This window comes from Novosphingobium sp. BW1 (assembly GCF_008107685.1).
Lineage (GTDB): Bacteria > Pseudomonadota > Alphaproteobacteria > Sphingomonadales > Sphingomonadaceae > Novosphingobium.
In genome coordinates this window covers 411,760-436,414 of record NZ_VIRF01000078.1, presented here as the reverse complement: position 1 = coordinate 436,414, position 24,655 = coordinate 411,760, and the positions used below count along the sequence as shown (strand labels likewise).

19 protein-coding genes are annotated in these 24,655 nt (G+C 64.9%); 7 read left to right on the top strand and 12 right to left on the bottom strand.

Features of this window, described 5'->3' with window-relative positions; translation table 11 throughout:
- The first annotated feature begins 44 nt into the window (after positions 1-44).
- Together yaaA and FMM79_RS14265 are read left to right on the top strand one after the other, a co-directional pair.
- On the top strand, positions 45-797 hold the full coding sequence (gene yaaA, locus FMM79_RS14270; protein WP_148628153.1) for a peroxide stress protein YaaA: 753 nt from the start codon (positions 45-47) through the stop codon (positions 795-797).
- Positions 794-1,492 (top strand): SDR family NAD(P)-dependent oxidoreductase, encoded by a 699-nt coding sequence (locus FMM79_RS14265; RefSeq protein ID WP_148628087.1) that lies wholly within the window; start codon positions 794-796, stop codon positions 1,490-1,492. Before yaaA ends, FMM79_RS14265 begins: the two co-directional genes overlap by 4 nt.
- Here FMM79_RS14265 and FMM79_RS14260 read toward each other — a convergent pair.
- From FMM79_RS14260 to FMM79_RS14215, 10 genes are all read right to left on the bottom strand, one after another.
- Entirely contained in the window at positions 1,489-2,250 is a 762-nt protein-coding gene (locus FMM79_RS14260; protein WP_148628086.1) for a S8 family serine peptidase, read from the bottom strand. The genes FMM79_RS14265 and FMM79_RS14260 overlap by 4 nt on opposite strands.
- On the bottom strand, positions 2,247-4,019 hold the full coding sequence (locus FMM79_RS14255; RefSeq protein WP_371710919.1) for an ABC transporter ATP-binding protein: 1,773 nt from the start codon (positions 4,017-4,019) through the stop codon (positions 2,247-2,249). The genes FMM79_RS14260 and FMM79_RS14255 overlap by 4 nt, the downstream gene beginning before the upstream one ends.
- Positions 4,016-4,957, bottom strand: coding sequence for a hypothetical protein (locus tag FMM79_RS14250; RefSeq protein WP_148628085.1), 942 nt, complete (start codon positions 4,955-4,957; stop codon positions 4,016-4,018). The genes FMM79_RS14255 and FMM79_RS14250 overlap by 4 nt, the downstream gene beginning before the upstream one ends.
- A gap of 155 nt (positions 4,958-5,112) precedes the next feature.
- The gene (locus FMM79_RS14245) at positions 5,113-6,216 is read right to left on the bottom strand and encodes a YncE family protein (RefSeq protein WP_148628084.1); all 1,104 of its coding nucleotides are present in this window, start codon (positions 6,214-6,216) and stop codon (positions 5,113-5,115) included.
- 118 nt (positions 6,217-6,334) lie between these two features.
- Complete coding sequence (gene qhpC, locus FMM79_RS14240) at positions 6,335-6,706, bottom strand: quinohemoprotein amine dehydrogenase subunit gamma (protein ID WP_148628083.1); 372 nt, start codon at positions 6,704-6,706, stop codon at positions 6,335-6,337.
- Positions 6,703-8,181 carry a quinohemoprotein amine dehydrogenase maturation protein gene (gene peaB / locus FMM79_RS14235; protein WP_240339195.1) on the bottom strand — a complete coding sequence of 493 codons (1,479 nt, stop codon included), beginning with the start codon at positions 8,179-8,181 and terminating at the stop codon, positions 6,703-6,705. Before peaB ends, qhpC begins: the two co-directional genes overlap by 4 nt.
- Entirely contained in the window at positions 8,178-10,049 is a 1,872-nt protein-coding gene (gene peaA / locus FMM79_RS14230; protein WP_148628082.1) for a quinohemoprotein amine dehydrogenase subunit alpha, read from the bottom strand. Before peaA ends, peaB begins: the two co-directional genes overlap by 4 nt.
- Before the next feature lie 234 nt (positions 10,050-10,283).
- Complete coding sequence (locus FMM79_RS14225) at positions 10,284-11,483, bottom strand: MFS transporter (protein WP_148628081.1); 1,200 nt, start codon at positions 11,481-11,483, stop codon at positions 10,284-10,286.
- A 98-nt stretch (positions 11,484-11,581) separates the two neighbouring features.
- Positions 11,582-12,277: a TetR/AcrR family transcriptional regulator gene (locus tag FMM79_RS14220; RefSeq protein WP_148628080.1), complete on the bottom strand. Its 696-nt coding sequence runs from the start codon at positions 12,275-12,277 to the stop codon at positions 11,582-11,584.
- Positions 12,278-12,428: 151 nt separating this feature from the next.
- On the bottom strand, positions 12,429-14,468 hold the full coding sequence (locus tag FMM79_RS14215) for a tetratricopeptide repeat-containing sulfotransferase family protein (protein ID WP_148628079.1): 2,040 nt from the start codon (positions 14,466-14,468) through the stop codon (positions 12,429-12,431).
- A 460-nt stretch (positions 14,469-14,928) separates the two neighbouring features.
- Between FMM79_RS14215 and FMM79_RS14210 the strand changes: the two genes are divergently transcribed.
- The 4 genes from FMM79_RS14210 to FMM79_RS14195 all read left to right on the top strand — a co-directional run bounded on the left by FMM79_RS14210 (position 14,929) and on the right by FMM79_RS14195 (position 21,920).
- A complete protein-coding gene (locus FMM79_RS14210; RefSeq protein WP_148628078.1) occupies positions 14,929-17,625 on the top strand; it encodes a TonB-dependent receptor in 2,697 nt (898 codons plus the stop codon).
- A 256-nt stretch (positions 17,626-17,881) separates the two neighbouring features.
- Positions 17,882-18,337: a (2Fe-2S)-binding protein gene (locus FMM79_RS14205; RefSeq protein ID WP_148628077.1), complete on the top strand. Its 456-nt coding sequence runs from the start codon at positions 17,882-17,884 to the stop codon at positions 18,335-18,337.
- Complete coding sequence (locus tag FMM79_RS14200; RefSeq protein ID WP_148628076.1) at positions 18,337-20,613, top strand: xanthine dehydrogenase family protein molybdopterin-binding subunit; 2,277 nt, start codon at positions 18,337-18,339, stop codon at positions 20,611-20,613. Before FMM79_RS14205 ends, FMM79_RS14200 begins: the two co-directional genes overlap by 1 nt.
- Before the next feature lie 212 nt (positions 20,614-20,825).
- Complete coding sequence (locus FMM79_RS14195; RefSeq protein WP_148628075.1) at positions 20,826-21,920, top strand: TauD/TfdA family dioxygenase; 1,095 nt, start codon at positions 20,826-20,828, stop codon at positions 21,918-21,920.
- Between the two features lie 40 nt (positions 21,921-21,960).
- Here FMM79_RS14195 and FMM79_RS14190 read toward each other — a convergent pair whose 3' ends face one another.
- The gene (locus FMM79_RS14190) at positions 21,961-22,635 is read right to left on the bottom strand and encodes a cysteine hydrolase family protein (RefSeq protein WP_148628074.1); all 675 of its coding nucleotides are present in this window, start codon (positions 22,633-22,635) and stop codon (positions 21,961-21,963) included.
- Positions 22,635-23,465 (bottom strand): oxidoreductase, encoded by an 831-nt coding sequence (locus tag FMM79_RS14185; protein ID WP_148628073.1) that lies wholly within the window; start codon positions 23,463-23,465, stop codon positions 22,635-22,637. The genes FMM79_RS14190 and FMM79_RS14185 overlap by 1 nt, the downstream gene beginning before the upstream one ends.
- A 204-nt stretch (positions 23,466-23,669) precedes the next feature.
- Here FMM79_RS14185 and FMM79_RS14180 point away from each other — a divergent pair, with 204 nt between their 5' ends.
- Complete coding sequence (locus FMM79_RS14180; RefSeq protein WP_240339191.1) at positions 23,670-24,632, top strand: ribokinase; 963 nt, start codon at positions 23,670-23,672, stop codon at positions 24,630-24,632.
- Positions 24,633-24,655 lie beyond the last annotated feature (23 nt).

Sequence of the window (24,655 nt, the reverse complement as noted above, 5' to 3'; positions counted from 1 at the left end):
CTGGGCGTTTGACGCTGCCCTTCCTCATGGGTACCCAGCCTCCCATGATTGCGCTCCTGTCCCCTGCCAAGACGCTCGACTTCGAGCGTGAACTCCCGCCGCTCGACCGCACCACCCCGCACTTTGCCGAGGAGGCGATGGGGCTGGCGAAATCGGCCTCGAACCTTAGCCAGAAGAAGCTGTCCGAGCTGATGCACATCTCGCCCAAGCTGGCAAAACTCAACGCGGATCGTTTCCGCGACTTTCCCGAGCTTCCCGAGCGCCAGGCGCTTTTCGCCTTCGCAGGCGACGTCTATGCAGGCTTCGACGCCTTCTCGCTGCACGAAGAGGGCATTGCCTTTGCGCAGAACCACATCCGCCTGCTCTCGGGGCTCTACGGCCTGCTGCGTCCGCTTGACGCGATGCGCCCCTATCGCCTCGAAATGGGCACGCGCTGGGCGCCGCGAAAGAAGGCGCTGACCGACTGGTGGGATGACCGCATCGCCGCCTTCCTGCGCGCCGAAGTCGCGGAGGAAGGTTCGGGTGCGATCCTCAATCTTGCTAGCCAGGAGTACTTTGCCTCGGTCAAGGGGCGTCTGGAAGGCCTGCGGGTTGTTGATGTCGACTTTCGCGAGCCGGGCCCCAACGGCCCGCGTTTCATCAGCTTCAACGCCAAGCGCGCGCGCGGCATGATGGCGCGCTGGATGTGCGAGCACCACATCACCGATATCGAGGACATGAAAGGCTTCGACGCCGAAGGCTATCGCTTCGTGCCCGAACAGAGCGAAGAGAACCGCTGGATGTTCTCGCGCGCATGAGTTCGAGCGCGGTCGTCATCGGCGCCTCGGGCGGGATCGGCGCGGCCTTCGAGGCAGCGCTGATCGAGGAAGGCACGTTCGAGGTCGTCCATGGCTTTGCCCGCTCGCGCAGCGGCGACGCCCATATCGACCTCACCGACGAGGCCAGCATCGAGGCGGCCGCCGCGCGCGTGGCCAAGGGACCGCCGCCTTTGCTGGTGATTGTGGCGACGGGGCTGCTCCATGAGGGGGATAAGGGGCCGGAAAAGGCGCTGCTCGATCTCGATCCGGCTTGGCTGGCGAAGACCTATGCGGTCAATGCGATCGGTCCGGTGCTGGTCGCCAAGCACTTCCTGCCGCTCATTCCCAAGGGCCAGCGCGCGGTTTTCGCCGCGCTTTCCGCGCGGGTCGCCTCGATCAGCGACAATGGTCTGGGCGGCTGGCACGGTTACCGTGCGTCCAAGGCCGCGCTCAACATGATGGTGCGCAATCTTGCCATCGAGGAAGCGCGGCGCAAGTCGCGCACGGTCGTTGTCGCGCTGCATCCCGGCACGGTCGACACGCCGCTGTCCAAGCCTTTCCAGGCCAACGTGCCTGAAGGCCGTCTGTTCGATCCCGAACGCGCCGCGCTGCAGTTGCTCGACGTGATCGAAGACCTGAAGGTGCCCGACAGCGGCAAGCTGTTCGATTACGAGGGGCGCGAGATCGCATTCTAGGAGAGCGCGGGCACAGTCTTGAGCGCCGCGACGAGCGCCGCGTGCAAAGCCTGGGCTGGCGCGCTTTGCTCATGCCTTTCACGCCCTTCCAGGGCGCACGCGGCAAAGCCGGTTATTTGCGCAACGGCAAAGCTGATGCCATAGAGGTTGCGCCGGGGCGCAACGCCCGGGATCGCGCGGGGAAAGCCTGAGGCGCATAGTGCTGCGGGGATGGCGTCCGGTACATAGTAGCGTTCCTGCGGGCAGTCCCAGTCGAGCGTAACTCCCAGCACGCAAGGCAGGCTTCCGGGCAGGCACGCGGTTCCGTCCACATCGTGCGCGGCGATCACCGCGGTTCCCTTCGCGGCGGCCTCTGCAACCGCCTCGGCGAAGACCATGGTGTGGGCCGTGTTGGTTGTGCCGAGACTGAGGTTGATGACATCGACGTCCTGCGCTGTGGCCCAGCGGATCGCGGCAAGAAGGGCACGTGCGTTGGTGGCGAGGCTGTCGGCAAAGACGCGCACGGGGATACAGGTGGCACCGGGGGCCTTCTCGAGGATCGCGGCCGTGACCGCCGTACCATGGCCAAGCCGGTCGAGCGTTTCGTCCGGTCCTGCATGACACAGGCCCTCGCGGTCGATCCGAACGCCCGGCACGATACGGGCCGCATTGATGTGGTCATGTTCCGGGTGGACGCCGCTGTCGATCACCGCGACGCGCACACCCGTCCCGTCGCGTCCGGGGAAGAGCGGGGGCAGAGGCCCATCGGGATCGCTCATGCCTCGACCAGCGGTGCGAGGGATGCGGCCGTGCGCATATGCGCACGGCCCTCCTCGATGGTGATGATGCGGTCGGCCACTTCGGCGAGCGCGGGGCGATGGGTGATGGCGATGATCGTTGCTTCAGGAAGGACTTGGCGCAAGGTCTGCGCGATGTGGCGCTCTGTCTTAGGATCGAGCGCGGAGGTGGGCTCGTCGAGGATCAGGACATCGGGGCGGCGCAGCAGCACGCGGGCGAGCGCGATACGCTGACGCTCGCCGGCGGAGAGAGCAAGGCCGCGCTCGCCCGCCGGCGTCGCCAGACCCTGCGGCAGGCGTTCGAGCAGTGGATCGAGGCCAGCCTGGTGCGCGGCGGTGCGGATCGCCTCTTCGCTTGCTTCGGGACGGGCAAAGGCGATGTTGGCGCCGATGGTGTCGTTGAAGAGATAGGGCGTCTGGTCGAGGAGGATGACCTTCTCGCGCAGCGACCCCAGCGTGAACGCGGACAGCGGTGCCTGATCGAACAGGATTCGTCCCGCGTCCGGATCGAGATAGCGAACAAGGAGATCGGCGAGTGTCGACTTGCCCACACCGCTGGGCCCAAGGACCGCGCAGAAGCTGCCGCGCGGGATTTCCAGCGTGAAGCCCTTGAGGACCGCGCGGCCGTCATGGGCAAGGGCGACATCCTCGAAACGGATTGCCTCGGAAAGACCTGGAAAGGCGCGGGCGCTGGAGCCTTCGAGGACTTCGGCCGGCGTGTCGAAAAGCTCGAAGATGCGCGCAAGCGAGACGCGCGCGGAGCTGAGCCCGGAGACGAGGCCCATAAGCACCTGAATGGGCGAGAACAGGCGCGACTGGTAAGCCATGAAGGCGACCAGCGTGCCGATCGACATGGTCCCTTCGATGATCTGGTAGCCGCCATAGAGGATGACGCCCGAGGTCGTGACGGCCAGCAGCGTGCCTGGCACCGCGCCCGCCATGAACGAGGCGACCTGCATGCGCAGCATGGCCTCGACAAAGGCGGAGTTGCGGGCGCGGAAGCGCTCAGTCTCGTGCGCAGCGGCGTTGAGCGAGGAGACGACGCGCATGCCCATGATCGTGTCGACGAGCAGGCTGCCCAAGTCCGAGCCGCGCTCACGCATGGTGCGGGTGAGGCGGTCAAGCTTCCTCTGGAAGACCACGAAGAGGCCGACGCAGGCGGGCAGCAGGACAATGGCGAGCAGAAACAGCTTCCAGTCGAGCCACAGCATGATCGCCACTCCGCCTGTCAGCATGAGCAGGTTGCTGAGGACCGAGAGCATGGTATCTGCGGTAACGCGCTGGATGTCGCTCACATCGCTGTTGATGCGTGACATGAGATCGCCCAGTCGAAAGCGACTGTAGAATCGCGGCGACAGTGTCTGTAGATGGCGCAGGAGCGCCACGCGGATATCGAAGAGCATGTCCGCCGAAGTCGAGATGTAGCGGTAACTGGCGAGGATATTGAGCGCGTAGTTGCCGATGGTAACGCCGATCATGGCCAGCCCGATGGCGACGAGCGCACCCATGTCACGCGGGAGAAGCGCGTTGTCGATCAGCATCTTGGAAAGATAGGGCTGGGCGAGATTGAGCGCGGTCGAGATCAGGCTGACGAGAAGCACTAGCGTCAGGCGTCCGAGATAGGGGCGCAAGTAAGGCAGGAGCCGCGCGTAGCTGCCCCAATCGGCAATCCGGGCCGGTTCGCGCGTAGATCCGGGCGGCTCGATGGAGCGCTGGGGCATGGGGGCGGCGTCGAGGGGCGGGCGGCTCATTGTCGATTCCCGAGCGGTGTCAGGGTTAATCCGTCGAGACGGTAGCGCGGTTCGGGGAAGGCCGCCAGCTGCGCGCTGCACCAGTCGAAGCCCTCGCGCGTCGCGTCCAGTTGCGCGTGCCACCAGGGACTGTCTGCGCCGGTTGCGTAGAACTGCCCGCACTGGCGCAGGTGGCGGCGCATGCCTGCGAGCAGCATCGAATGGTAGTGGTCTAGATAGGGGCGCACGGCCTCTTCGCTTCCGTCAGTACCCGCAATGGCGTGGAGCGTGGCGGCGGCAAGACTCGCCTCGCGGGCGGCCTGCGCGGTGCCATCACCGCACAGCGGATCGAAAGCGAGCGCGCCGGTGCCGCAGGCGAGCCAGTCGGCCCCGGAAAGGCGCATGAGCATGCGCGGGGCCGTCTCAAAGCGAACCGAAGGGGCTCTTTCGCCGGATTCTATGCGCGGGGCTATGTGGCGGCTGAGCGCGAGCAACTCGGGGATCTGGCCGCCGACGCCCAGCAGCCATGCGGCCCTTGGGCCCGAGGGGATCATGAAGAGCCAGCCCTGCGCGACGGCCTCTACCCAGCAGGCCTCTTCGTCCTCGGCGTTGAGGAGGGTAACGGCCTTGGCGCTGGCTGGACGCGCGCCGAAGTGGCGTGTCCGCTCAAGGGGGAACGGGGCTTCGGTGTAGACGCCAAAAGCACGGGGAAGTGCCGATCCGCCGGTCCGGGAGGTGCGCGCCTGTTCCATGGCTGCATGCAGGTCGCCGCCCGACAGGACGACGGCATCGTGAGGCAGGACGGTCGGCTTGGCACCGCCCCAGGCGACGATGCGGCGCCGGACGTGGCGCGCGTTGGCCAGAAGTTCGGGCGCCTCCAGGCAGTCGCACAGGAGCTTGACCGCAACTGCGCCCAGCAGGATCGCGGGGGCTGCCGAAGGACGTGCCGGGGGATGCACGGCCGCAAGCCCCGCCTGGCGCAGCAGGCCAGTGCAGCAGTGCGCCGCTACGCCTCTCCCGTGGATGAGGATGGGAGCGATCTTCGGGGACGGCGCCGGCTCTATCGGCAGAGACGTGTCACGGCGACCCGCGGCTTTTCGGCGCAGGCGGTGGGTCACGGCAGGTGCAGGAGCCCCGCCATGGTGATGTCGTTGCGTACCTCCCAGTCGGCCTCGAGTTTGAGCGTGGCGGCATCGTAGACGGCAATGTCATAGCCCGCGCCGTAGATGTAGAGCTTCTTTCCGTCGGCCGACATGGCGAAGTAGAAGCGGCGACGGCATTCGAACTCGGCCTTGCCGACCGCGGTGTTGGTTTCGAGGTCGAAGTGCCAGAACTCGCAGCGCTGGTCGCCCAGATCATCCATGACCGCGACGGTGTAGCCCTCCTTGCCGTCGGGCGTGACCTGCAGACCTTCGAGGCGATCGGGCGCGGGGCCGATGGGATCGAAGGTGAAGCTGCGCTGCGTCAGGTCGAAGCGCGCGATGCCGAAGACCTTGTTGTGGATGTAGGGATCCTCGCCGTTGAAGAGCGAGACATAGGTGCCCGGATCCTGGCGTGAATTGAGCGTGCCGCCAAAGCTGACGTCTTGGAGCGCGGAAGACTGGGGCTTGGCAAGGTCGATCCGGTCGAGTACCGAGAAGTCCTTGGTATCGAGCACGCGGACCTTGTCGCCAAAGACGTAGAGGGTCTTGCCATCGGGCGAGATTGCCATGCTGGCCGCCCAGCCCGGTCCGTTGTCTTCTTCGGCAAAATCGACTGCGCGCACGACGTCGCCGCTCTTCAGGTCGATGGTGTAGTACTGGAACTTGCTGACGCGGAAGAGATCCACTTCCTTGTCGAAGCGCTGGCCAATAGCGTAGAAATAGCGCCCTGTGGGATCAGGCACACCGCCCTTGAAACGGTAGCGCGTGCTCGGCGTGTTGAGCTCGAAGTGGTTGAGGACCTTGCGGGTTTTCGTGTCGATCACCTCGATCCCTGTGTGGGTGAGGGTGGTGACATAGAGCTTCGAGCGATCCTGCGAGAGCTGGAGGTTGTCGGGAAGGCCCGTCTCCAGCGTGACGAGATCGGTGACCTTGCCGCTGGTATCGTCGATGAACTGCACCTGGTCGGGATAGCCGCCGATGACGATGGTGTCGGCGGCGGCGGGCTGGGCGAAGGCCAGCGCGGCACCAAGGGCGGCGCTGGCGCTGCCGGCAAAGGCATGACGAAGCGATTTCATGAAGGCTGCCTCTTTCTCGAGGGGCGAGGGCGCGTGGCGGTCCAGGCGAACTGTGCCAGCCGGGCAAGGTCCGGACGGGTCCCCTTCGCGCAAAGCTGCCGAAGGGGATGGGGGCGCATCACGGGAAGACCAGGTCGAGATTGCGCCAGTCCTTCGCCGCCGAGGCGCAGTTGCTGGCCCAGTCGGGCGAATAGTTGATGTGGTCGGGCACCTGCACGGGCCAGAAACAGCTGACGTAGCAGTCATAGATGTCGCGCTCGACCGGCTGGCACAGACCCGCCGTGCCGCCACCCGCATCAACTTCCCAGCCTGGTGAGAAGGCCAGCGTGCAACCCATCGGCACATGGGGTTGCTGGGTCTTCTGCTGGAGCGCGACGATGTCGTCCTCGCCCAGCGGGTCGGACGAGGCATCCATCATGGTTTCGGGGGCAGGGGAGGCCAGATCGTCGATCCTCTGGGCCTTCCGGTTGATCGGCTTCAGGTGCTTCATGCGTTGGCCTTCCGCGTTGCAAAACGTTCGAGAAATCCGGGGTTCTGCGCTGCGACTGCGCCGTAGACACGCAGGCACGTGTCGGTCCATTCACGGATCCAGTCACAGTAGTGCAGATTGGCGTGGCCGGTGTCGCCGTAGCGCACGAAGGCCTCGTGATGGCAGCCGCCCGCGCACAAGGGGCGCGCCCAGCAACTCTGGCATTCGTACTTGGCGCTGACGTGCCCGCGCGAGAGGAAGTCCTCGCGCTTGGCCGCATCGATACCGCTTTCGATGTTGCCCAGCGTGTGGGTATCGGCGTCGGTGAAGCGGTGGCAAGGCGACAGGTCGCCCGAGGGGCTGACACCCAGCAGGCCAAGTCCGGCCCCGCACGGGTGCGACTTGTTCACGCCCTGCATCAGTTCGGCAATGGTCTCCGAGACGTTGGAGAAGCCGTGCATGCGATTCTCCAACGCGTACTCCAGCCATTCGTCGGCCAGCGCATGGAAGTCCGCCAGAACCTTGCTCATGCCATCGCCGTTGATCGCATAGTCCTGGTCGCCTGAATTGGTGACCGGGGCAAAGCCGACTTCGTGAAAGCCCAGTTCGTCCTTGAGGTGGCGGTAGATACGAAGGACATCGGTGACGCCTTCGCTCAGTGTCACGCGCGCGGTGATGGCGCGTGTGCGGTGGCGGGCGATCAGTTTCTTGAGGCGCGGTTCGATGACTTCATAGGAGCCCTTGCCGCTCCTGTAGATGCGTCGGTGGTCCTGAAGGTCAGCCGGTCCGTCGATGCTGACGGTGACGCCCACGTCGTTGTCGGCGAGGAACTCGATGATCGGGTCCGACAGCAGCGTCGCGTTGGTAGTGAGGCTGTAGGTGATCGCGCGGTGCTGCGCGGCGGCGGCCTCATTGGCGTAAAGGACGACTTCGCGCAGCAGCTTGAAATTCATGAGCGTCTCGCCGCCGAAGAAGGTGACGTGCACCGTTTCCCGGCTACCTGACTGGGTGAGCAGGAAGTCGATCGAGGACTTCGCCGTCTCCAGGGTCATGAACTTGGGCTTGCCCTGGGGCGTCGCGATCTTGTCCGCGCCGAACTCATAACAATAGGTGCAGGCGAGGTTGCACTGGTTGGTGATGTTGAGCACCAGCGCCTGGAGCGGGAAGTCGGCAGGCGGGGCGGTCGGCTGCGGATCGAGCGCAGGGGCGATCCGGTCCGAGACGATGCCGCGCACGAACAGAAGTTCGCGGATCAGTTCTTCGGCATCGCCGTTCGCATAGCCATGGGCGACAAGCGCGGAGACGATCTCACCATGCGCCATCTCGCCCTCGCGCAGTTCTTCGAGCACCGCGCGGGCACCATCGTCGAGCGCGAAAATCGCGCCTGCACCGACAAGGTAGACATACGGCTGATCTGCGGCCTCGAATTCGTGCAGTTCGCCCAGGCGATAGCGCGCGGTGCGAAAGTCGGCGGCAGGGGCGGTCATCGTGTTCATTCGGACACCTCCGGCTGGTCCCAGCGCTTGTAGGTGGGAACGGTGGTGACGAGGTAGGAACGACCGACCAGCGGCTTGCCGTCCTTGCCCGCCAAGTTCTTCGCGGTCGCAACGACCCATACCTCGCCATAGTTGTTGCGCCCGAAACGGCGTCCAGGGTTAGGGCCTTCGACGTTGGGCGTGAAGAGACCTGAGACCGCATCGAGCGAGCCCACGAACTTCGTGTCGTTGTCGTAGGTCGTGGTGATGAACTCGCCCAGCGACCAGGTCGCCTCGACCGGCATGATCGCGAAGTCGTCCTTCGTGCCTTGCTTGCCGTCGGGACCGTTGGAATAACCCCAGGCGGCGAACTGCTCGAAGCCCTTGGCGTACTTGATGCCGCCCAGATGTGCGAGTGCGGTGTCGGGGGTGACCTTCACGTAATCGACACTGGCGTAGACGGGCAGCGCCTTTTCCAGCACCGCGCTGCCGACGGTGACGTCGCGCGGGCCGGGCACCGCATTCGCGGCGATGTCGAGCGTGACGACCGCTTCGCCGGCGGTGACCGTAACAAGCTTCGCCACCTTGGTGCCGCTGCCGAAGTCGATGTCCTGGGCGGTCAGATCGACGGGCAGGTTCGCACCGTAGATATGGACCTCGGCACCCTTGGTGCCGGTCTTCAGGGCGTCGAGCGAGATGGCACCGATCACCGGCGCTCCGCTCTCGCGCCGCAGCGTCACGTTGTAGCCGAACTCGTGGTATTCACCCCAGTACCAGCGGCCCATCGCCATGCTCTGGTCGGGCGCGAACCACAGCGTCTCGCGCAGCGTGCTGTCGAGATCGTCGGGGGCGGCCGATGGCGAGGCCCCCTGGGAGGACCCGCGCCACGAAAAGCCGGTGTAGATGAGTGAGGTCCCCTTGCGGGTGTGGACCGAGCCATCCTTGAGCGAGCGGAGCACGGTGGTCGTGACGTATTCGTCCGAGCCCGGGGCCTTGGGCGCCACGGACATCTCGCCAACAAACCGGCCGTGCCCCCGCATCTCGGCTGAGATCAGCCATTTGCCGCCCAGTTTAGGCGCCCGAATGCGCGGGCGCCACGCGGACCATTCGGGCGTATGCAACGGGGCGTTTTCGGACAGCCACTTGAGCGCGGCGATTGCCTGCTTCTCGGGCTTCTTGCCCTCGCCATCACCGGCGCCGCCGTTCTCGTCGTAGCCGCCGCCAACCGGCGTCTCGTAAATGAATTCCGCGGTCGAATAGAGCGCGCGGTGCATGTTCTCCAGCAGGCCCCATTCGCGCTTGGAACGGCGCGAGGACATCGGTTGGGCAAAGGCATGGCAGCTCGCGCAGGTCTGGCGCAGCGTGTCATTGGGGATGATGGTCTCGTCCTGGATGCGCTTTTCGGCAAGGTACATCACCGGCTTGGCTTCCTCGGGCGCAAGGCCATGGTAGGTCGAAAGATATTTCACCACGTCGCGCGCTTCGCCTGGCTCGATCTCGAGGCCGTTCAGCTTGACCATGCGCTTGATGGTCTGCGCCCAGCCTTCAGGCGTCGTGCGGATCCACGAGATGCGCGAAAGGTTGCCGTCCGCGTCTGGCGCGTGGCAGGTACCGCACTTCTGCATGGTGAGACTGTCGGTGACCGGGATGCCGGCCTCGGTCTCGTCCCACCCGGCCGGGTCGCTGGTGAAGTCGTCCTCCCCCCCGGCCTGCGCGACGACCACGCTGGTCGAAAGGGCGCCTGCGGCAAGCAGCGCGGCGAGGGGCAGGCGGTGCCAGCTGCGGATGAATGGCCCCGGAGCGGCAAGTACGCTGCCCGCTTTAACATCGGATGTGACTTGGGGCGGGCGCGCAAGGGCGTCGCCGCGATTCTTTCGCGAAAGGCGCATTATTTGAAAATACCCCCCTGATTACACGCGCAATTCGGTGATTCCGCGCTTGGGCAGTAGAAAACTGGACAATCATCAAGAGTTGGTCAAGGCGCTTTTTCGTGTCGCCGCATTTTTATGTCCGAGCGGCGCTGGAAGTGAGCTTTGGTGAGTTCGCGAAGGGCCGAAAAAGCGCCAGATCCTGCGCAATGCCTGCCGTGTCCGAGTCATTACGCAGATGCAGCATCGGTGGATTCAGGCGGCCTGGCGTTCTTCGTGGTAGAGCTCCGCGGGGACGGCCTGCGTGGCGGGACGGCGCTGCCAGGCGATGAAGGCACCGCAGGCAAGGATCGTCGCGAGCGCGGCAGCCTCGAGCGGGCCATTGCGGCTGTCGCCCATCGCGGCCAGCGATCCGAGCGCGGGGCCCGCAATCATGCCCAGGGTTTGCATCGAGGAGACGAAGCGCAGCGCGCGGGTGGAGGTGCACGAAGCCGCAGCAAGTCCGGAGCAGCGAATGACGCTGGCCGTCGCGCCAATGTTGAACAGGACGATGGATGCAATGAATAGCTCGGGCTGACCGGGGCGTGCGCCCAGCATGGGGGCGAGCAACGCGGCCCCGCACAAGAGTGCGGTCAGCGCCGGAGGAACTAGGATCCGCTCGCGAAGGACGGCGAGGGCGGTCACGGCTCCGGCGAGCGAACCCAGGCTGACCGCGGTTCCAAGCGTGTCGTTGCCCAGCCCGGTCCCGAGCGCGAGCGCGCCGGTCAGTGACCACACGATCATATTGGCGCAGACGAAGGCGAAGATGGCGCTGGCGATCAGCAGGGTGTGGGGCGTGATCGCGTATGCGGTGGCGCGCGTGTTCAGTACCTCAAAGCGGGGGGCGACGTCACATTCGGCACGCTGGCCCAGCGCATCGCGGCAGGTGCCAAGGAAAAGCAGAATGCCCAAGGGGGCCAGAGCAAGCAGTTCGAGGGCTTCGGGTGCGCCGCGCTTATTGGCCAGGCTGGGCAGACCGGCGGCCACGCCCATTGAGAGTAGCAACTGGACAAGAAGCGCGGCGGCAAAGGCGCCGGTCGGGCGGTGGCGTGCGGCGTGGGCCATGGCCTGCGTGTAGATGAGCCCCATGGCCGCGCCGTGGGCGGCGCGCAAGGCCAGGAGCGCCGGGAAGTCGGCAATCGCGCCGGTCGCTAGGGCGGCGGCCGTGGCGGCCAGCGCAGCGGCGGAAAAACTCCACGAGGGCAGGCGTGCGCCGGCAAGGAGGCTCAGCAGTGAGCCGAGAGCGAGGCCCGCCTGGGCGGCGGCCACGACCCAGCCGTGAAGGTCGGGCGAGAGAGCATGTGCCTCGCTCAGCAGGGCGAGGAACACCGGGTCGATGCCCGGTTGCAGGATCGCGAGCGCGGCGACGCCGATGGCCGGTGCAATGACGCGAAATCCGGAACCGAAAACCTGCACTAGCCCCCCTGATGTGCACAAGTGCATGCACGCCCCCACGTGCACGTCCCATCAGGTCACCGCTCTCCCATCCCGGCGAATTTGCGAAGTCCTCTTTGTCAGAAATCGATCGCCTTGGTCATCTCGGCAATGTCACCGGGTTTCAGTGTCTTTGCAAGATGAATAAAGGTCTCGACGCTGAGCGCCATTATCTGGGGCATCTTGGAACGCCACGGCTTCTCGTATCCCAGGAAGGGCGTGGTGCCCTCCATCGACGCGCTGATGAAGAGCGCAAGGGCGTGGACGTCTTCGTCCTCGAGCGCGGGGTTGAGCACGCGGATCTGCTCGCCGATCTGGACGTGGACGTCGCTGTAGAAGGCCTCGATCCGCTCGGCGATGAACGCGCTCTGGTTGGCGAGCGACCACAGTTCGGTGAAGAGGCGGGTCGTGCGCTTGGAACAGATGTCCTCCAGGCACATCAGGATCACGCGGCGCAGGCGCTCCTCGGCTGAGATGTCGGCAAAACGCACATCGTCGTCAAGCTTGGTCTGGTAGCTCTCCATCATGTCGTCGAGCATGACTTTCACCAGCAACTCCTTGCGGGGAAAATGGTAGCTGACATTGCCGACCTTGAGGCCGCACTCGGCGCCGATCCGGCGGATCGAGAAGGCGGTTGCGCCCTCGTCGATGATGACGCGCAGCGCGGCCTTGATGATGGTGTCGACCGTGTCCGCACCGCGCGCGTAAACGCCGGGGCGCTGGTGCTCGGTGGCCGTGTGCTTGGGATTCTCGTTGGTTGCCGCTTTGCGGGGCATGGCCATTCTCCCTTGCCGTGTTGCCCGTCGATCCTCTTCCCTCAGCCTTGCTTCTCTCCGAGGAGGCGAAACGGGGCCGGAGGGGCGCCCTAGGCCCCTTTGCTGCGCACGTAAATACAGTGTTTTGCCCGTCCCGCGGGTGGGAGTGCTCTTAGCGTCCGGGAGGCTCAGGGTAGATCGCCTCGACCGGGCCGAGCGCCTCTGCGAGGGGGGCGAGCCAGGGGGCGTAGTGGGTCCAGGCGTCGAGACCTGTGGTAAAGATGGGTTGGCGCACCTGCTCGGAACTGGCTGTGCGCACTGCGCGGGCGTTAGTGTGAAACTGGAGGCAGGCCTCCTCGAAGGGGAGGTCGAGATACCCAAGCAGGCGGCGGATTTCGGCCTCTGTGGAGCGCACCATATCCTCGTAGATCACGCGGTGAACGGCGCCCGGCGCGGCGGCATCGTAAGCGGCCATCAGCTCCACATAGTCGCGGTAGTAACGCGCGATTTCGGCGAGGTCATAGGTGAAAGTCTGTCCGCGCGCGAAGTGCTGTTTCCAGCCCGAGAAGCAGCACGACATTGGGTGGCGGCGAGCATCCACGATCTTTGCATTCGGCAGGATCGTGCGGATGAGGCCGACGTGCTGCCAGTTGTTGGGCATCTTGTCGATGAACAGCGGCGCATCGCTCTTGCGGTGGACCCGCGTGCCTTCAAGGTATTCTTCGCCCAGGCGCACCCGGTCACGCGGCGTCAGGCTCGCGATCATGGTCTTGAAATCGGGAAAATCACCCTCATCGACGCGCGCTTGAAGGCGGCTGGCGATGATCATCATGTCGGGCAGTTCGAGCGTGCCTTCGACCCGGCTGTGGCTTGAGAGGATCTGTTCGACCAGTGTCGAGCCTGACCGTGGCAGTCCCACCACGAAGATGGGATCGGGCGCAGGGCAGCCGCCATCGCCCAGCGTGGAAATGAAGGCCGCGGTAAAGGTTTGCGCCGTGGCGGCCACTTCGGCGGAAAAACCTTCTGGATCGTGCGGCACGCGGGCGCGGCGCAGGCGGTTGCCTTGGTCGTAATGGCGAAACGAGGCGCCATAGTCCTTCGCATCTTCCAGCGCCTTGCCGAGCGCAAAGTGCAGGTGGAAACGGTCTTCGGCTTGCGCGTCGCTGTCCTCGGGCAAGGTCGCAAGAGCGGTCTCCATCGCGGCGATGTCCTCGGCTCCGAGCCGGGCTGTCTTGAGGTTGGCGAGGCTCCACCAAGCCTCACCCATGGAAGGCTGGCGGGCAACGGCCTCGCGGTAGGCGGCGATCGCTTCGGCCTGTTCGCCCAGTGTCTTGAGGACATGGCCAAGGTTCTGCCAGAGCTGGGGCTGGTCGGCCTTGAAATCGAGCAGGGCGCGGTAAAGATCGCGGGCGTGCTCGTGTTCGCCCAGACGCACCAGCACCGAGGCGAGGAGCAGGCGGTGCGCCGGGTTCTCGAGAGGCGATTCGACCAGGATCTCGGCTTCGCGGCGCGCTTCGTCCAGGCGGTTGGTCTGGAGCAGGAGGCGGATGCGGAAGTCGCGGGCGCGGTCGAAACCCGGCGCGCGTTCGAGTGCGCGGCCGGCGTAGTCGAGCGCCTCGCTCATGTTGCCCTTGCGCCAGTGCAGTTCGCCCAGCAAGCGCAGCGAGGGGGCATCCTCGCCGCCCCGCCCCGCGCGGGCTTCCAGCAGGGCAATGCCTTCGTCCAGCCGTCCCTTGTTCATGGCAAGCGCTGCGTTGACCAGTTCGGGATCACCCGCCGAGGCGTGGACGCCCGAGATGTCCGCGCGCCAGGCGTCCTTTGCTCGTCCGGCCTTGCGCAGTTCGCTGGCGAGGAGGAACCAGCCGTGGCTGATGCCGGGCTGCAGCGCGGTCAGGCGTTCGAGCGCGGAGATGGCCATCGCGTGATCGTTTGCTGCGAGTGCGGTCTGGGCCAGTTCCCAGAGTACGGCAGGTACCTTGGTGTCACGGCGAGCGAGTGTTTCGAGCCGGGATAGCGCCTCTTGCGTGCGGCCAAGCTGGCGCAGCGCCTGGCAGGCAAGCAATTCGGCCGGGCCCAGGCCGGGCGCGGTCTGCAGCAGGCTCTCGACCTCGGCCAGTGCGCGGGCTGGCTCGCTGCTGACGAGCGCGGCGATGCGGAGCAGGGCGCGTTCGGGCGAAACGGGACGGGCGGCCTCAGTCGTCGATCCGGTCATGGTCTGGCGGTCTATGTCCTTTCTGCAAGAGGCAGGCCTGATTTCCAAAGGCGTCGCGGCGGGGGTGAAGTTACGCGCTGCGAACATTTTCAGGTGTGCACATGCACATCTTCAGGATCATCATTTCCCGGGCTTGGGCAAGCACGAAATAAAGCTCCAAAATTCGTGCCGATAGGCGCTTGACAGGATCGGGTCGTGTCGGTTTACTCAATCTAGGACAGGCGTTCAAGTTTGTGCAAGAGCGAACGCGTCCGGACGAATTTTCAATACGAGTTCTTTGCAGGTCCAAGTTGTACCTGCGAACCCGGGGGTGACCTCGGGGCAGGAGGCGTGCGTCTGCAAGGGCCGCCAAAAGGTCGCGGGCACACTATTCGTGAAAATGGGGGGGGGGCGCCAAGCGGGCAGTCTTCTTGGGGGAGGAGACGCACGAATTTCAGGGAAATAGGGGGACTCCAACAGTATGAGTATTCGAACCCGTGTGCGCCGGTGGAACGCTGTGTGCCTGCTTTCCACGACCGCGATTGTTGCGCCGCTGGCGGGGGCCGGCTCGGCTTACGCCGAGAGCGATGTGCCGGCGGCGGCCCCCGAAGTGCCTGCGCCGGCAGCGGAAGCCGCGCCCCAGGCGCAGTCTTCGCTCGGCGATATCGTCGTGACCGCGACCCGCACCTCCGAGAGCGTCCAGAAGGTGCCGATCTCGATCCAGGCGCTTGGCGAGGCAAAGCTGGAGGCGCGCCAGATCAATGGCCTTTCGGACTTTGCGAACCTGCTTCCCTCGGTCACCATCGCCGGGCTCGGGCCGGGCCGTCAGACCCCGTATTTCCGCGGCATCGTGCCCGCAGGCGGCGCCTATGCCTCTGTCGGGTACTATCTTGATGACATTCCCATCGCGGGCACCGACCTTCCCGACATCCACGTCTACGACATCGAGCGCATCGAGGCGCTCTCGGGGCCGCAAGGCACACTCTATGGCGCAGGCTCATTGGCAGGTACGATCCGCTTCATTTCGAAGAAACCCGAGATCGGCGCGTTCGAGTGGGGTTACAGCGCCGAGCTCAACAAATACGGTGCAGGTGACTTTGGCCAGCAGATCGAGGGCTACGTCAACATTCCGGTGAGCGACACGCTCGCCGTGCGCGCGATGGGCTACTATCGCCACGATGGCGGCTTCATCGACAATGTTGCGAACAATGGTCTCAACAACGTGGGCGATTCGCTTGCGCTGGAACTGGGCGATCTCAACCCTGCGACGACCTATACGCTCGACAACGGTGACATCGCCGAGAACGACTACAACCCGATTTACGAAGTGGGCGGGCGCCTGCAGCTCCTGTGGGAGCCGGCACCGGGCTGGGAAATCCGCCCCGAAGTCACCGCGCAGCGCCAGATCGCCTATGGCTACTTCGGCTACGATCCGCGCGTGGGCGATCTGGAAGTCCACGACTACGACCTCACCCGTCAGAACGACAAGTGGTATCAGGCGCAGCTTGCGATCCATGGCCACATTGGTGACTGGGACCTGGTTTCGGCAACGGGGTACTTCAACCGCAAGGTGAACCTGCGCAACGACTACACCTACTACACCGTCACCTACGACAGTTTCGGTCCCGGCTACGAAAGCTACCTGCAGTTCTGGGATCCGGCGAGCTGTTCGGGGGCGGGCGCGGACATGGCCTGCACCGGGCTCATCAACCCGCAGCAGTACTATAAGGGCCTGACGCGCGACAAGCAGTTCACCCAGGAACTGCGCGTGACCACGCCGTCGAGCTGGCCCTTCGACGTCACCTTCGGCGGCTTCTACCAGTCGCGTAAGGAGCAGACGAACGACCAGTACGCGACCCATGGTCTTGCCGACATGATGGGCTACACCCAAGCTGGTGGCGGCGATGTCGCAGGTGGTCTGCTGGGCGTTCCGGGCATGTACGGCATCGCCTGGGGCGATGATGGTATACCGTTCTTCGACACCAGCGACGTCATCAATCCCAACGGCGATCCGATGGGCACGATGATCCTGGGCTCGCGTGCGGTGAAGTACGATGCCTTCTACCTGTCCGAGCGCAACAACGACTGGAAGGACAAGGCGCTCTTCGCCGAAGGGCACTACGACATCACGCCGACCCTGAAGGTCACAGGTGGCATCCGCTTCTTCTGGACCAGTTTCAAGTCGGAAGGCTTCAGCGGCGTCGCGGCCTCGGCGGCAGGCGCGGGCTGTTCGGTGCCGTTCCCGATGGAGCGCCTCTCGTGCATCAACGCCAACGGTTCTTACAAGGAATCGGGTGAGACCCACAAGGTCGCGCTCGACTGGCAGATCGATACGGACAAGATGGTGTACGCCACCTACTCCACCGGCTTTCGTCCGGGTGGCTACAACCGTGCACTGCGCGTGAACGGGGTAGGTTTGGTGACTGTGCAGCCCTACGATTCCGAAACGCTCTCCAACTACGAGATCGGCTTCAAGACGACCTGGGGCAACATCTTCCGCTTCAACATGGCCGCCTATTACGAGACCTGGGACAACATACAGTACAGCGTCGTCGTTTCGGGCACGCAGGGCGCTGGTATGACGGGCAATGCCGGCAAGGCCGAAGTGAAGGGTATTGAATACGATGCCGACCTGAAGCTGGGCGACGTTACGATCTCGTCCTCGGGCGCGTTCAACGATGCCAAGCTGAAGGGCAACTTCTGCAACTTCGCGCTCGATCCGGTGGCGATGTCGATCTCGCAACTCTCCAGCTGTACGGCGGGAGCCTATGTGCCCGATTCCTACCCGCCCACGCCGCAGGTGGCGGCTGCGGACGGCACGCGTCTGCCGCGCCAGCCCCGCTTCAAGGGCACAACCTCGGTACGGTACGATACCTATATGGGGGGAATGAACGCCTACCTGATGGGCTCGGCCAATTACCAGACCGGCGCCACGCAGGACCTCAACGTTGCGAACAATGCGCTGCTCGGCAATACGCCCGGCTTCGTCTCGTTCGACTTCTCGGCGGGCCTGAAGCGCGATGGCTGGACGCTCGACCTGTTCATCCAGAACGCCTTTGACAAGCGCGGGCAGCTGACCAGGAACACTTTCTGTTCGATTACCTTCTGCTCGGGCTCGTCGCGCACCTTCGCAATCAAGCCGCAGTTCTTCGGCCTGCGCTGGGGGCAAAAGTTCTGAGGATACCGTCTCTGACGACCTGAACGGCTCTCTCCCGTGGTCTCATACCCCGGGAGGGAGCCATTTTTTCAGGGGCTCGAAAGGAAATTGATCGGGGGCAGGGGACTGTCTAGAGGCCCAGGGATTGCGTACCTGCGTTCGGGCGTTGTCTCGTGCAAAACGATTGCGTATTCCTTTTGGCCGGGTTGGACGACATGTGCGCGCCTCCGCTGCGATGGACGGCGACGAAGCCGACAAAATTATCAAGGGAAAGACCATGAAGCTTGAGATTAACGGCGAGATGCGCGAGCTCGACGCTGAGCCCGAAATGCCGCTGCTGTGGGCACTTCGCGACGTGCTGGGCATGACCGGCACCAAGTACGGCTGCGGTATCGCCCAGTGCGGTGCCTGTTCGGTGCTGGTCGATGGCGTGGTCACCCGTTCGTGCGTGACGCCGGTCGGCAGCCTTGAAGGCAGCAAGGTCTCCACCATCGAGGCGATGGAAGAGGACGCGGTGGGCCAGAAGGTCGTCGCGGCCTGGGTCAAGCACCAAGTCCCCCAGTGCGGCTACTGCCAGTCGGGCCAGGTCATGGCGGCGGTCTCGCTGCTCAAGGAAAACGCGGCGCCAAGCGCAGAGGATGTGCGCGCCTCGATGCAGAACCTGTGCCGCTGCGGCACCTACAACGCCATTCACGCCGCGCTGAGTGACCTTGCCGGACAGGAGAACGCCTGATGGCCCGGATCTTTCTCGATGATGCCGCAAACGGTAGCGGCGATGACCGTTTCGCCGCGCCCGCGCAGCCTGTAAACCTCTCGCGCCGCCGCTTCCTTCTGGGTAGCGCAGGTGCGGCCACCGGCGCGCTGGTTCTGGGCTTCGGCATCCCCGTCGGTCCGGCCCGCGCGCAGGGGCCCGCAGCGCCCGCGCCAAAGGCGCTTGACGTGCCCGCATTCCTGGAAATCCGCCCAGATAACACCGTGCGCTTCCTCAGCCCCTTCATGGAAGGCGGGCAGGGTGTTTTCACTGCGATGGCGCAGATCGTGGGCGAAGAACTCGACATGGACCCTGCCGTCTTCGATGTTGAGGCGGCCCCTGCAGGCAAGGTGTTCCAGATCATGTTCGGCGGAACCATGCGGATCACCGGCGGCTCGATGTCGGTGCGCACCAGCTATGACACGATGCGCCGCCTGGGCGCTTCGGCGCGCGCGATGCTTGTCAGTGCGGCCGCGCAGCGCCTCGGCGTCGGCTCCGACACGCTGACCACCGAGCCGGGCAAGGTAATCCACGCCGCCTCGGGCCGTTCGCTCAGCTATGGCGAACTGGCTGAAGGCGCGCTTGACATGGGGGTGCCCGAAGCAGGCCGGGTTTCGCTGAAGGATCCCAAGGAATTCCGCTGGATAGGCAAACCCGTCGCGCGCATCGACATGCACGCCAAATCGACCGGCCAGGCGATGTACGCCATCGACAGTCAGGTCGAGAACATGCTCCAGGCCGCCGTCCAGCACGCGCCGCGCCTCGGCCTCCAGCCCGGAGCGATCCGCAATGAGGCCGCGGTGAAGGCGATGCCGGGCGTCCACTCGGTGCACACGCTCGATGGCGCGGTCGCTGTGATCGCCCCGTACTGGTGGCACGCACGCCAGGCCGCCGACGCACTCGATGTAGACTGGCAGGACCCGGGCGAGAGCGCGGACGTGCGCTACATGCCCGCCGACTTCGCAACCGAGGCCTTCACGAAGCACCTCTCCAGCCAGACCGGGCGGGGCGAGGAAGCCGAGAGCGCTGGCGACAGTGCGGCGGCCTTTGCCTCGGCGGCCAAGGTTGTGGAAGGTGAGTTTACCAGCCAGTATCTTCACCACGCCCAGCTGGAGCCGCCCTCGACGCTCGCGCGCTTCAACGACGACGGCAGCCTGGACCTGTGGATGCCCAACCAGGGACCCGAGATCTTCCAGGCCGCAATTGCCGCCAAGACCGGCCTGGCGCCCGAGAAGATCAACATTCACAGTCCCTTGCTCGGCGGCTTCTTCGGCCGCCACTTCCAGTACACCTGGGGCAATCCCTATCCGCATGCCATCGCGCTCGCCAAGGCAACGGGGCGTCCGGTCAAGCTGATCTGGAGCCGCGAGGAGGAATTCCTGCGCGATCCGATGCGCCCGATGGCCGTCGTCAAGTTCAAGGGTGCGCTCGATGCGGAAGGCTGGCCGGTCGGTCTGGATGTTGTCAGCGTGTGCGAGGGCCCGGGTGAGGGCATTGCCAACAAGCGCGGCGAAAAGCTCGACGACTCCGCGCTCGAGGGCATCACCGCCAAGTCCTATGCAATCCCCAACCGCCGCATCGCTCAGCTTTACGTCAAGAACCCGATCACGCTGGCCTACTGGCGCTCGGTCGGCAACTCGATGAACGACTTCTTCTACGAGAGCTTCCTGGACGAGATGGCCGACGCTGGCGGCAAGGACCCCTATGCGCTGCGCCTGAAACTGCTGGAAGGCAACGAACGCCTGACGACGCTCCTCAACGCGGCGGTCGAGCTTTCGGGCGGCTGGAAGCGTGGGCCTTTTACGGCAGCGGACGGCACGCGCCGGGCGCGCGGTATCGCGATGGCCTCGCCTTTCGGATCGGAAGCGGCGGCGGTTGCCGAAGTTTCGATCCAGGACGGGCAGGTCGTGGTCCACGATGTATGGGAGGCCATTGATCCGGGTAGCATTGTCAACCCGGCGATTGTCGAGGCGCAGGTCAATTCGGCCGTGGCGCTGGGCCTTTCGCAGGTTCTTGTCGAAGGCGCCGAGTACGAGGCCGGGATGCCGGTTGCGCGCAACTTCGATGTCTACCAGATCCTGCGTCCCGAACAGATGGCCAAGGTCCACGTGAAGATCGTGGAAAGCGGAGCGGAGATGGGCGGTATCGGTGAGCCGCCTCTACCCGCGATTCCGCCCGCGGTCGCCAACGCGGTTTCGGTCCTGACTGGTAAGCGCGTGCGCGTGATGCCGCTCTCCAAGGAAAGCTTCGAGGCGTAAGGCAGAAATATGGAAATGGGCCCGAGGGAATTGCCCTCGGGCTCCCCGTACCGTCTACCTCATCTTGCTCAAGCTGCATTGGCTGAGCGAGGTGAGGTCGCCAGTTCAAGGCTTTCCCAACTTTTTGAACATCGCGCGACAAGTCTTTGCTTCGGTGTGCGGCTAGTTTGCGCGAAACACAGACTGCATGTTCAAGGAGCAAGGATCAGCGCATGGCCACCAATCCGTCCGCGTCGATGGAGGCAATTCCTCCGGTTACCACCGCGGCTGCCTGGCGCGGCGATGAACTGGTGAAGTCGGGGGAGTGGATCTACCTTCTTTCCGATGCGCAGATCCTCGAGCTGGAGCAACTGGGCAAGCGTTTCCTGGATGAAAACCCGGACTTGCGGACCGTGCAGGCCTCGGACTACCCGCTCGTCGCCTGTGCTGATGCGGTGAACGAATGGGGCGCGGACGTTGACTACGGGCGCGGTTTCGTGCTCGTGCGCGGTCTTCGCACCTATCTCTATTCGGATGCTTTTTCCGCGGCGATCTATTATATTCTCGGCCTGCACATGGGCGATCCGATCCGCCAGAACGAGATGGGCGACCTCATCGACCATGTCTATGCGACCTCGGACAAGACCATGGACGATCCGACCGCCTTGTCAGCCAAGGTGCGCGACAAGCTGGTCTATCACTCGGACAGCTCGGACATCGTTTCGCTAATGTGCCTGCGCCCGGCCAAGGAAGGGGGCGCCTCGTGCCTCGTTTCGGGCGCGCAGATCTACAACGAGATCCTGAAGCGCCGTCCCGATCTGGCTCCGCTTCTGCTCGAGCCCTTCCACTGGGACTGGCGCAAGCAGGACCACAGCGCGCCTGCCGACACATACACCTCGCCCATCGTCAGCCTGGTCGACGGCGTGTTTTCGATGTACGCGGGCTCGCTCTACATCCTGACCGCGCAGGAGTATGAGGGCGTGCCCCGGTTAACGCCCGAGCAGATCGAGGTGCTCGAACTCTTCGACACGATCACCTACGAGGAGGGCATGGCGATCGAGATGGATTTCCGCCCCGGCGACATCCAGTGGCTCTCGAACTACGCGGCGCTTCATGCGCGCACGACCTTTTGGGACTATCCCGAACCCCAGCGCCGCCGTCACTTGCTGCGCCTTTGGCTAAGCCGCGATGCCGGGCGACCAGTGGTCGACGGGTTCGGCAAGAACGGAGTTGTCCAGGTCCGCTCGGCTCCCCGCGATGCCGCGTCCGAGCATCCCGAAGCCCACTTCGACATCTATGGCATGTCCGTCCCGCGCGTCATCGAGTGAACGCGGGGTAGAGAGGTCCCAACTGCAAGGGCGCTGTTCCTCAAGGAGCGGCGCCCTTCGTCATTTGCAGGACCTGCGCCCAGGGCTTCACGTCGGTGAAGTTGAGCCGAAGGTTGAGGAGCGCGGCGTCCTGCTCGGCATCTGTGACGGCCGAGCAGGCATCGGCGACAACCAGCACCTTGTAGCCGCGCATGTTGGCTTCGCGTGCGGTTGAATCCACGCAGACATTGGTGAGCGTACCGACCAGCACCACCATCTCGATCCCGCGCCGCGCCAGTGCCCGGGCAAGCGCGCCATCGGGGCACGAGAAGGCCCCATAGCGATACTTGTCGAGAAGGGCGTCGCCCTCATGAAAGTCCATCGCAGGATGCAGTGCGTGGGACGGACTTCCGGGCCGCAGGGCGTTGATCGCACGGACGACCTCGGGATCGGTGAGATCGTATTGCCAGCTGGGCATGGCCAGCGGTGCGCGCTCGCTGACGGTCTGGCGCGTCCAGATCACCGGCGCGCCGAGGGTTCGGAAGGCGGAGCACAGCGCGTTTATCGTAGGGATCGTGGCGCGCGAACTCGCCTTTCCGAAAACTTCGCCTTCGCCCACGAAAGCGCTCTGCATGTCGATCACGACAAGCGCGGTCGCGCCCGGTTCGAGCGCGTCGAAGCGGTTGAAGCCTTGTCCGCGCGCGACGGCCCAGTCGGGCAGGTGGAACGGATGCATCACGCCTTGGCAAATGCGATGGAGCGCGCGAGACTTTCCCAGGTCTGCATGTCCTGTGCAACGCGGGCGTGCTGATCGCTGGCGTAATGGAGCGCATCCTCGCCCAGAAGCAGATGCAGCGGCGGCTCGGGAGCATCGAGCGCTGCGAGGATGGCCTGCGCGGCGCGGGCGGGATCGCCTGCCTCCGCCCCTGCATTTTCGGTCAGCGAGCGACGGGCGAAGTGGGCGACCTCGTCGTATTCGGCAATGTCGCGCGCGGCGACGATGAGGCTGCCGCCTGCAAACTCGGTGCGCATGCCGCCCGGCGCGACGTTGGTGACGCCGATGTTCATGGGTGCGACTTCCTGGGCAAGCGTCTGCCCGATGCATTCAAGAGCGTACTTGCTGGCTCCGTAGATGCCGGTTCCGGCCCAGGGCGCATGGCCGCTGACCGATGTCACGTTGACGATGTGGCCGCGTTTTTGCGCGCGCATCGCGGGCAGCACGGCGCGGATCATGCGCAGGGCGCCGAAGACGTTGATTTCGAAGAGCGCACGGGCCTCTTCGATGGAGACTTCCTCGATCGCGCCGACCAGGCCGTAGCCTGCGTTGTTGACGAGCCGGTCGATGGCGCCGGTTAGTATCTGCGCGCGTGCGACGGCCGCTTCGACCGAGGCTTCGTCGGCGAGATCGATCTGGACGATGTGCATGCGCTCGGGCGCGAGCGCGGTCAGCTCCGTATCCTCGCGCTTGCGGGTGAGGCCCACGACCGTGTCCCCGCGCGCTAGGGCGGCTTTCGACAGTTCGCGGCCAAGCCCGCCGCCGATGCCCGTGATAAGCCAGTTCGTCATGTCTGAGGTCTCCTTGTTGGCGCCGAGACTAGGTAGTGATCCCGTGCATTCTCTTTGCGCTGGCGCCCGCAAATCTTGTGCGAGGGCGCACCGCCCGTGGCCGCGCTTGACCAGCGTGCGCAACCCATGCTGCACCACTCGGGCTGCAATGCCAATCGAGGCATTTTCGGCAAGGTTTTTTGGGTAACGGGACGGGGCGCGCGCTTGGCTGTTCACATCGTTGGTTCGATCAACATTGATATCATCACCTCGCTCCAGCGCCTGCCGCTGCCGGGCGAAACGGTTCTGGCAGAAGCTACCGCTCGCCTGCCGGGGGGGAAAGGCGCCAACCAGGGCGTGGCAGCGGCCCGCATGGGCGCGCAGGTCCACTTCGTCGGCGCGGTCGGCGAGGACGAATCGGGCAAATGGATGGTCCAGCGTCTGGCCATAGAAGGCATAGACGTGGGAGGCATCCGCACGCTTCCCGGCGAGGCGACGGGCACCGCCTACATCGCGGTCGATGCGCTGGGCGAAAACCAGATTATCGTCATCTCGGGCGCCAATGCGCGTCTGGAAGGCTGCGCGCCAGTGGAGAGTGGGGTATTGCTCTCGCAGCTCGAGGTGCCGATCCCGGCGCTCGCCTCACTTCTTGCCGGGAGTCGGGCGCTGCGCATTATCAACACCGCCCCTGCCTTGATCGAGGCCAAGGCCCTGTTCCCGCACGTTGATATCCTTGTCCTTAACCGTCCTGAACTCGACGTCTACGCGCCGGCGGCGCAGGTGAGCGCGCTGTTGCCGGGCGAGGACGCCGAGATGACGGCTCTAGCGGCACGCACGCGCACGCTGTTCTGCCGCGAGGATCAGGCCGCGATCGTGACGCTGGGCGCGGCCGGCGCGCTGATCGTGCGCCAGAAGAGTCTCATCCATGTGCCCTCGATCCCGGTGCAGCCAGTCGACACAGTGGGCGCGGGGGATTGTTTCTGCGGGGCGCTGGCCGCGCTTCTTGACGAGGGGCGCACGCTCGAACAGGCGGTTCCCTTCGCCTGCGCGGCGGCGGCGCTCTCCACCCTTTCGCATGGGGCCGCGCCCTCGATGCCTTCGCGCGAGATGGTTGCCGACCTGCTTTCCGAACCGGCAACAGAACATGCGCTGCCAATCAAGAACAGGTCGGCCGCCATCCTACCTTGATGGGGCGAGACACGAGAGAGACG

Bases quoted from the DNA above. Each gene is read 5' to 3' on its own strand.
- yaaA (WP_148628153.1), top strand. From the start codon at position 45: ATGATTGCGCTCCTGTCCCCTGCCAAGACGCTCGACTTCGAGCGTGAA.
- FMM79_RS14265 (WP_148628087.1), top strand. From the start codon at position 794: ATGAGTTCGAGCGCGGTCGTCATCGGCGCCTCGGGCGGGATCGGCGCG.
- FMM79_RS14260 (WP_148628086.1), bottom strand. From the start codon at position 2,250: ATGAGCGATCCCGATGGGCCTCTGCCCCCGCTCTTCCCCGGACGCGAC.
- FMM79_RS14255 (WP_371710919.1), bottom strand. From the start codon at position 4,019: ATGAGCCGCCCGCCCCTCGACGCCGCCCCCATGCCCCAGCGCTCCATC.
- FMM79_RS14245 (WP_148628084.1), bottom strand. From the start codon at position 6,216: ATGAAATCGCTTCGTCATGCCTTTGCCGGCAGCGCCAGCGCCGCCCTT.
- qhpC (WP_148628083.1), bottom strand. From the start codon at position 6,706: ATGAAGCACCTGAAGCCGATCAACCGGAAGGCCCAGAGGATCGACGAT.
- peaB (WP_240339195.1), bottom strand. From the start codon at position 8,181: ATGAACACGATGACCGCCCCTGCCGCCGACTTTCGCACCGCGCGCTAT.
- peaA (WP_148628082.1), bottom strand. From the start codon at position 10,049: ATGCGCCTTTCGCGAAAGAATCGCGGCGACGCCCTTGCGCGCCCGCCC.
- FMM79_RS14220 (WP_148628080.1), bottom strand. From the start codon at position 12,277: ATGCCCCGCAAAGCGGCAACCAACGAGAATCCCAAGCACACGGCCACC.
- FMM79_RS14215 (WP_148628079.1), bottom strand. From the start codon at position 14,468: ATGACCGGATCGACGACTGAGGCCGCCCGTCCCGTTTCGCCCGAACGC.
- FMM79_RS14210 (WP_148628078.1), top strand. From the start codon at position 14,929: ATGAGTATTCGAACCCGTGTGCGCCGGTGGAACGCTGTGTGCCTGCTT.
- FMM79_RS14205 (WP_148628077.1), top strand. From the start codon at position 17,882: ATGAAGCTTGAGATTAACGGCGAGATGCGCGAGCTCGACGCTGAGCCC.
- FMM79_RS14200 (WP_148628076.1), top strand. From the start codon at position 18,337: ATGGCCCGGATCTTTCTCGATGATGCCGCAAACGGTAGCGGCGATGAC.
- FMM79_RS14195 (WP_148628075.1), top strand. From the start codon at position 20,826: ATGGCCACCAATCCGTCCGCGTCGATGGAGGCAATTCCTCCGGTTACC.
- FMM79_RS14190 (WP_148628074.1), bottom strand. From the start codon at position 22,635: ATGCATCCGTTCCACCTGCCCGACTGGGCCGTCGCGCGCGGACAAGGC.
- FMM79_RS14185 (WP_148628073.1), bottom strand. From the start codon at position 23,465: ATGACGAACTGGCTTATCACGGGCATCGGCGGCGGGCTTGGCCGCGAA.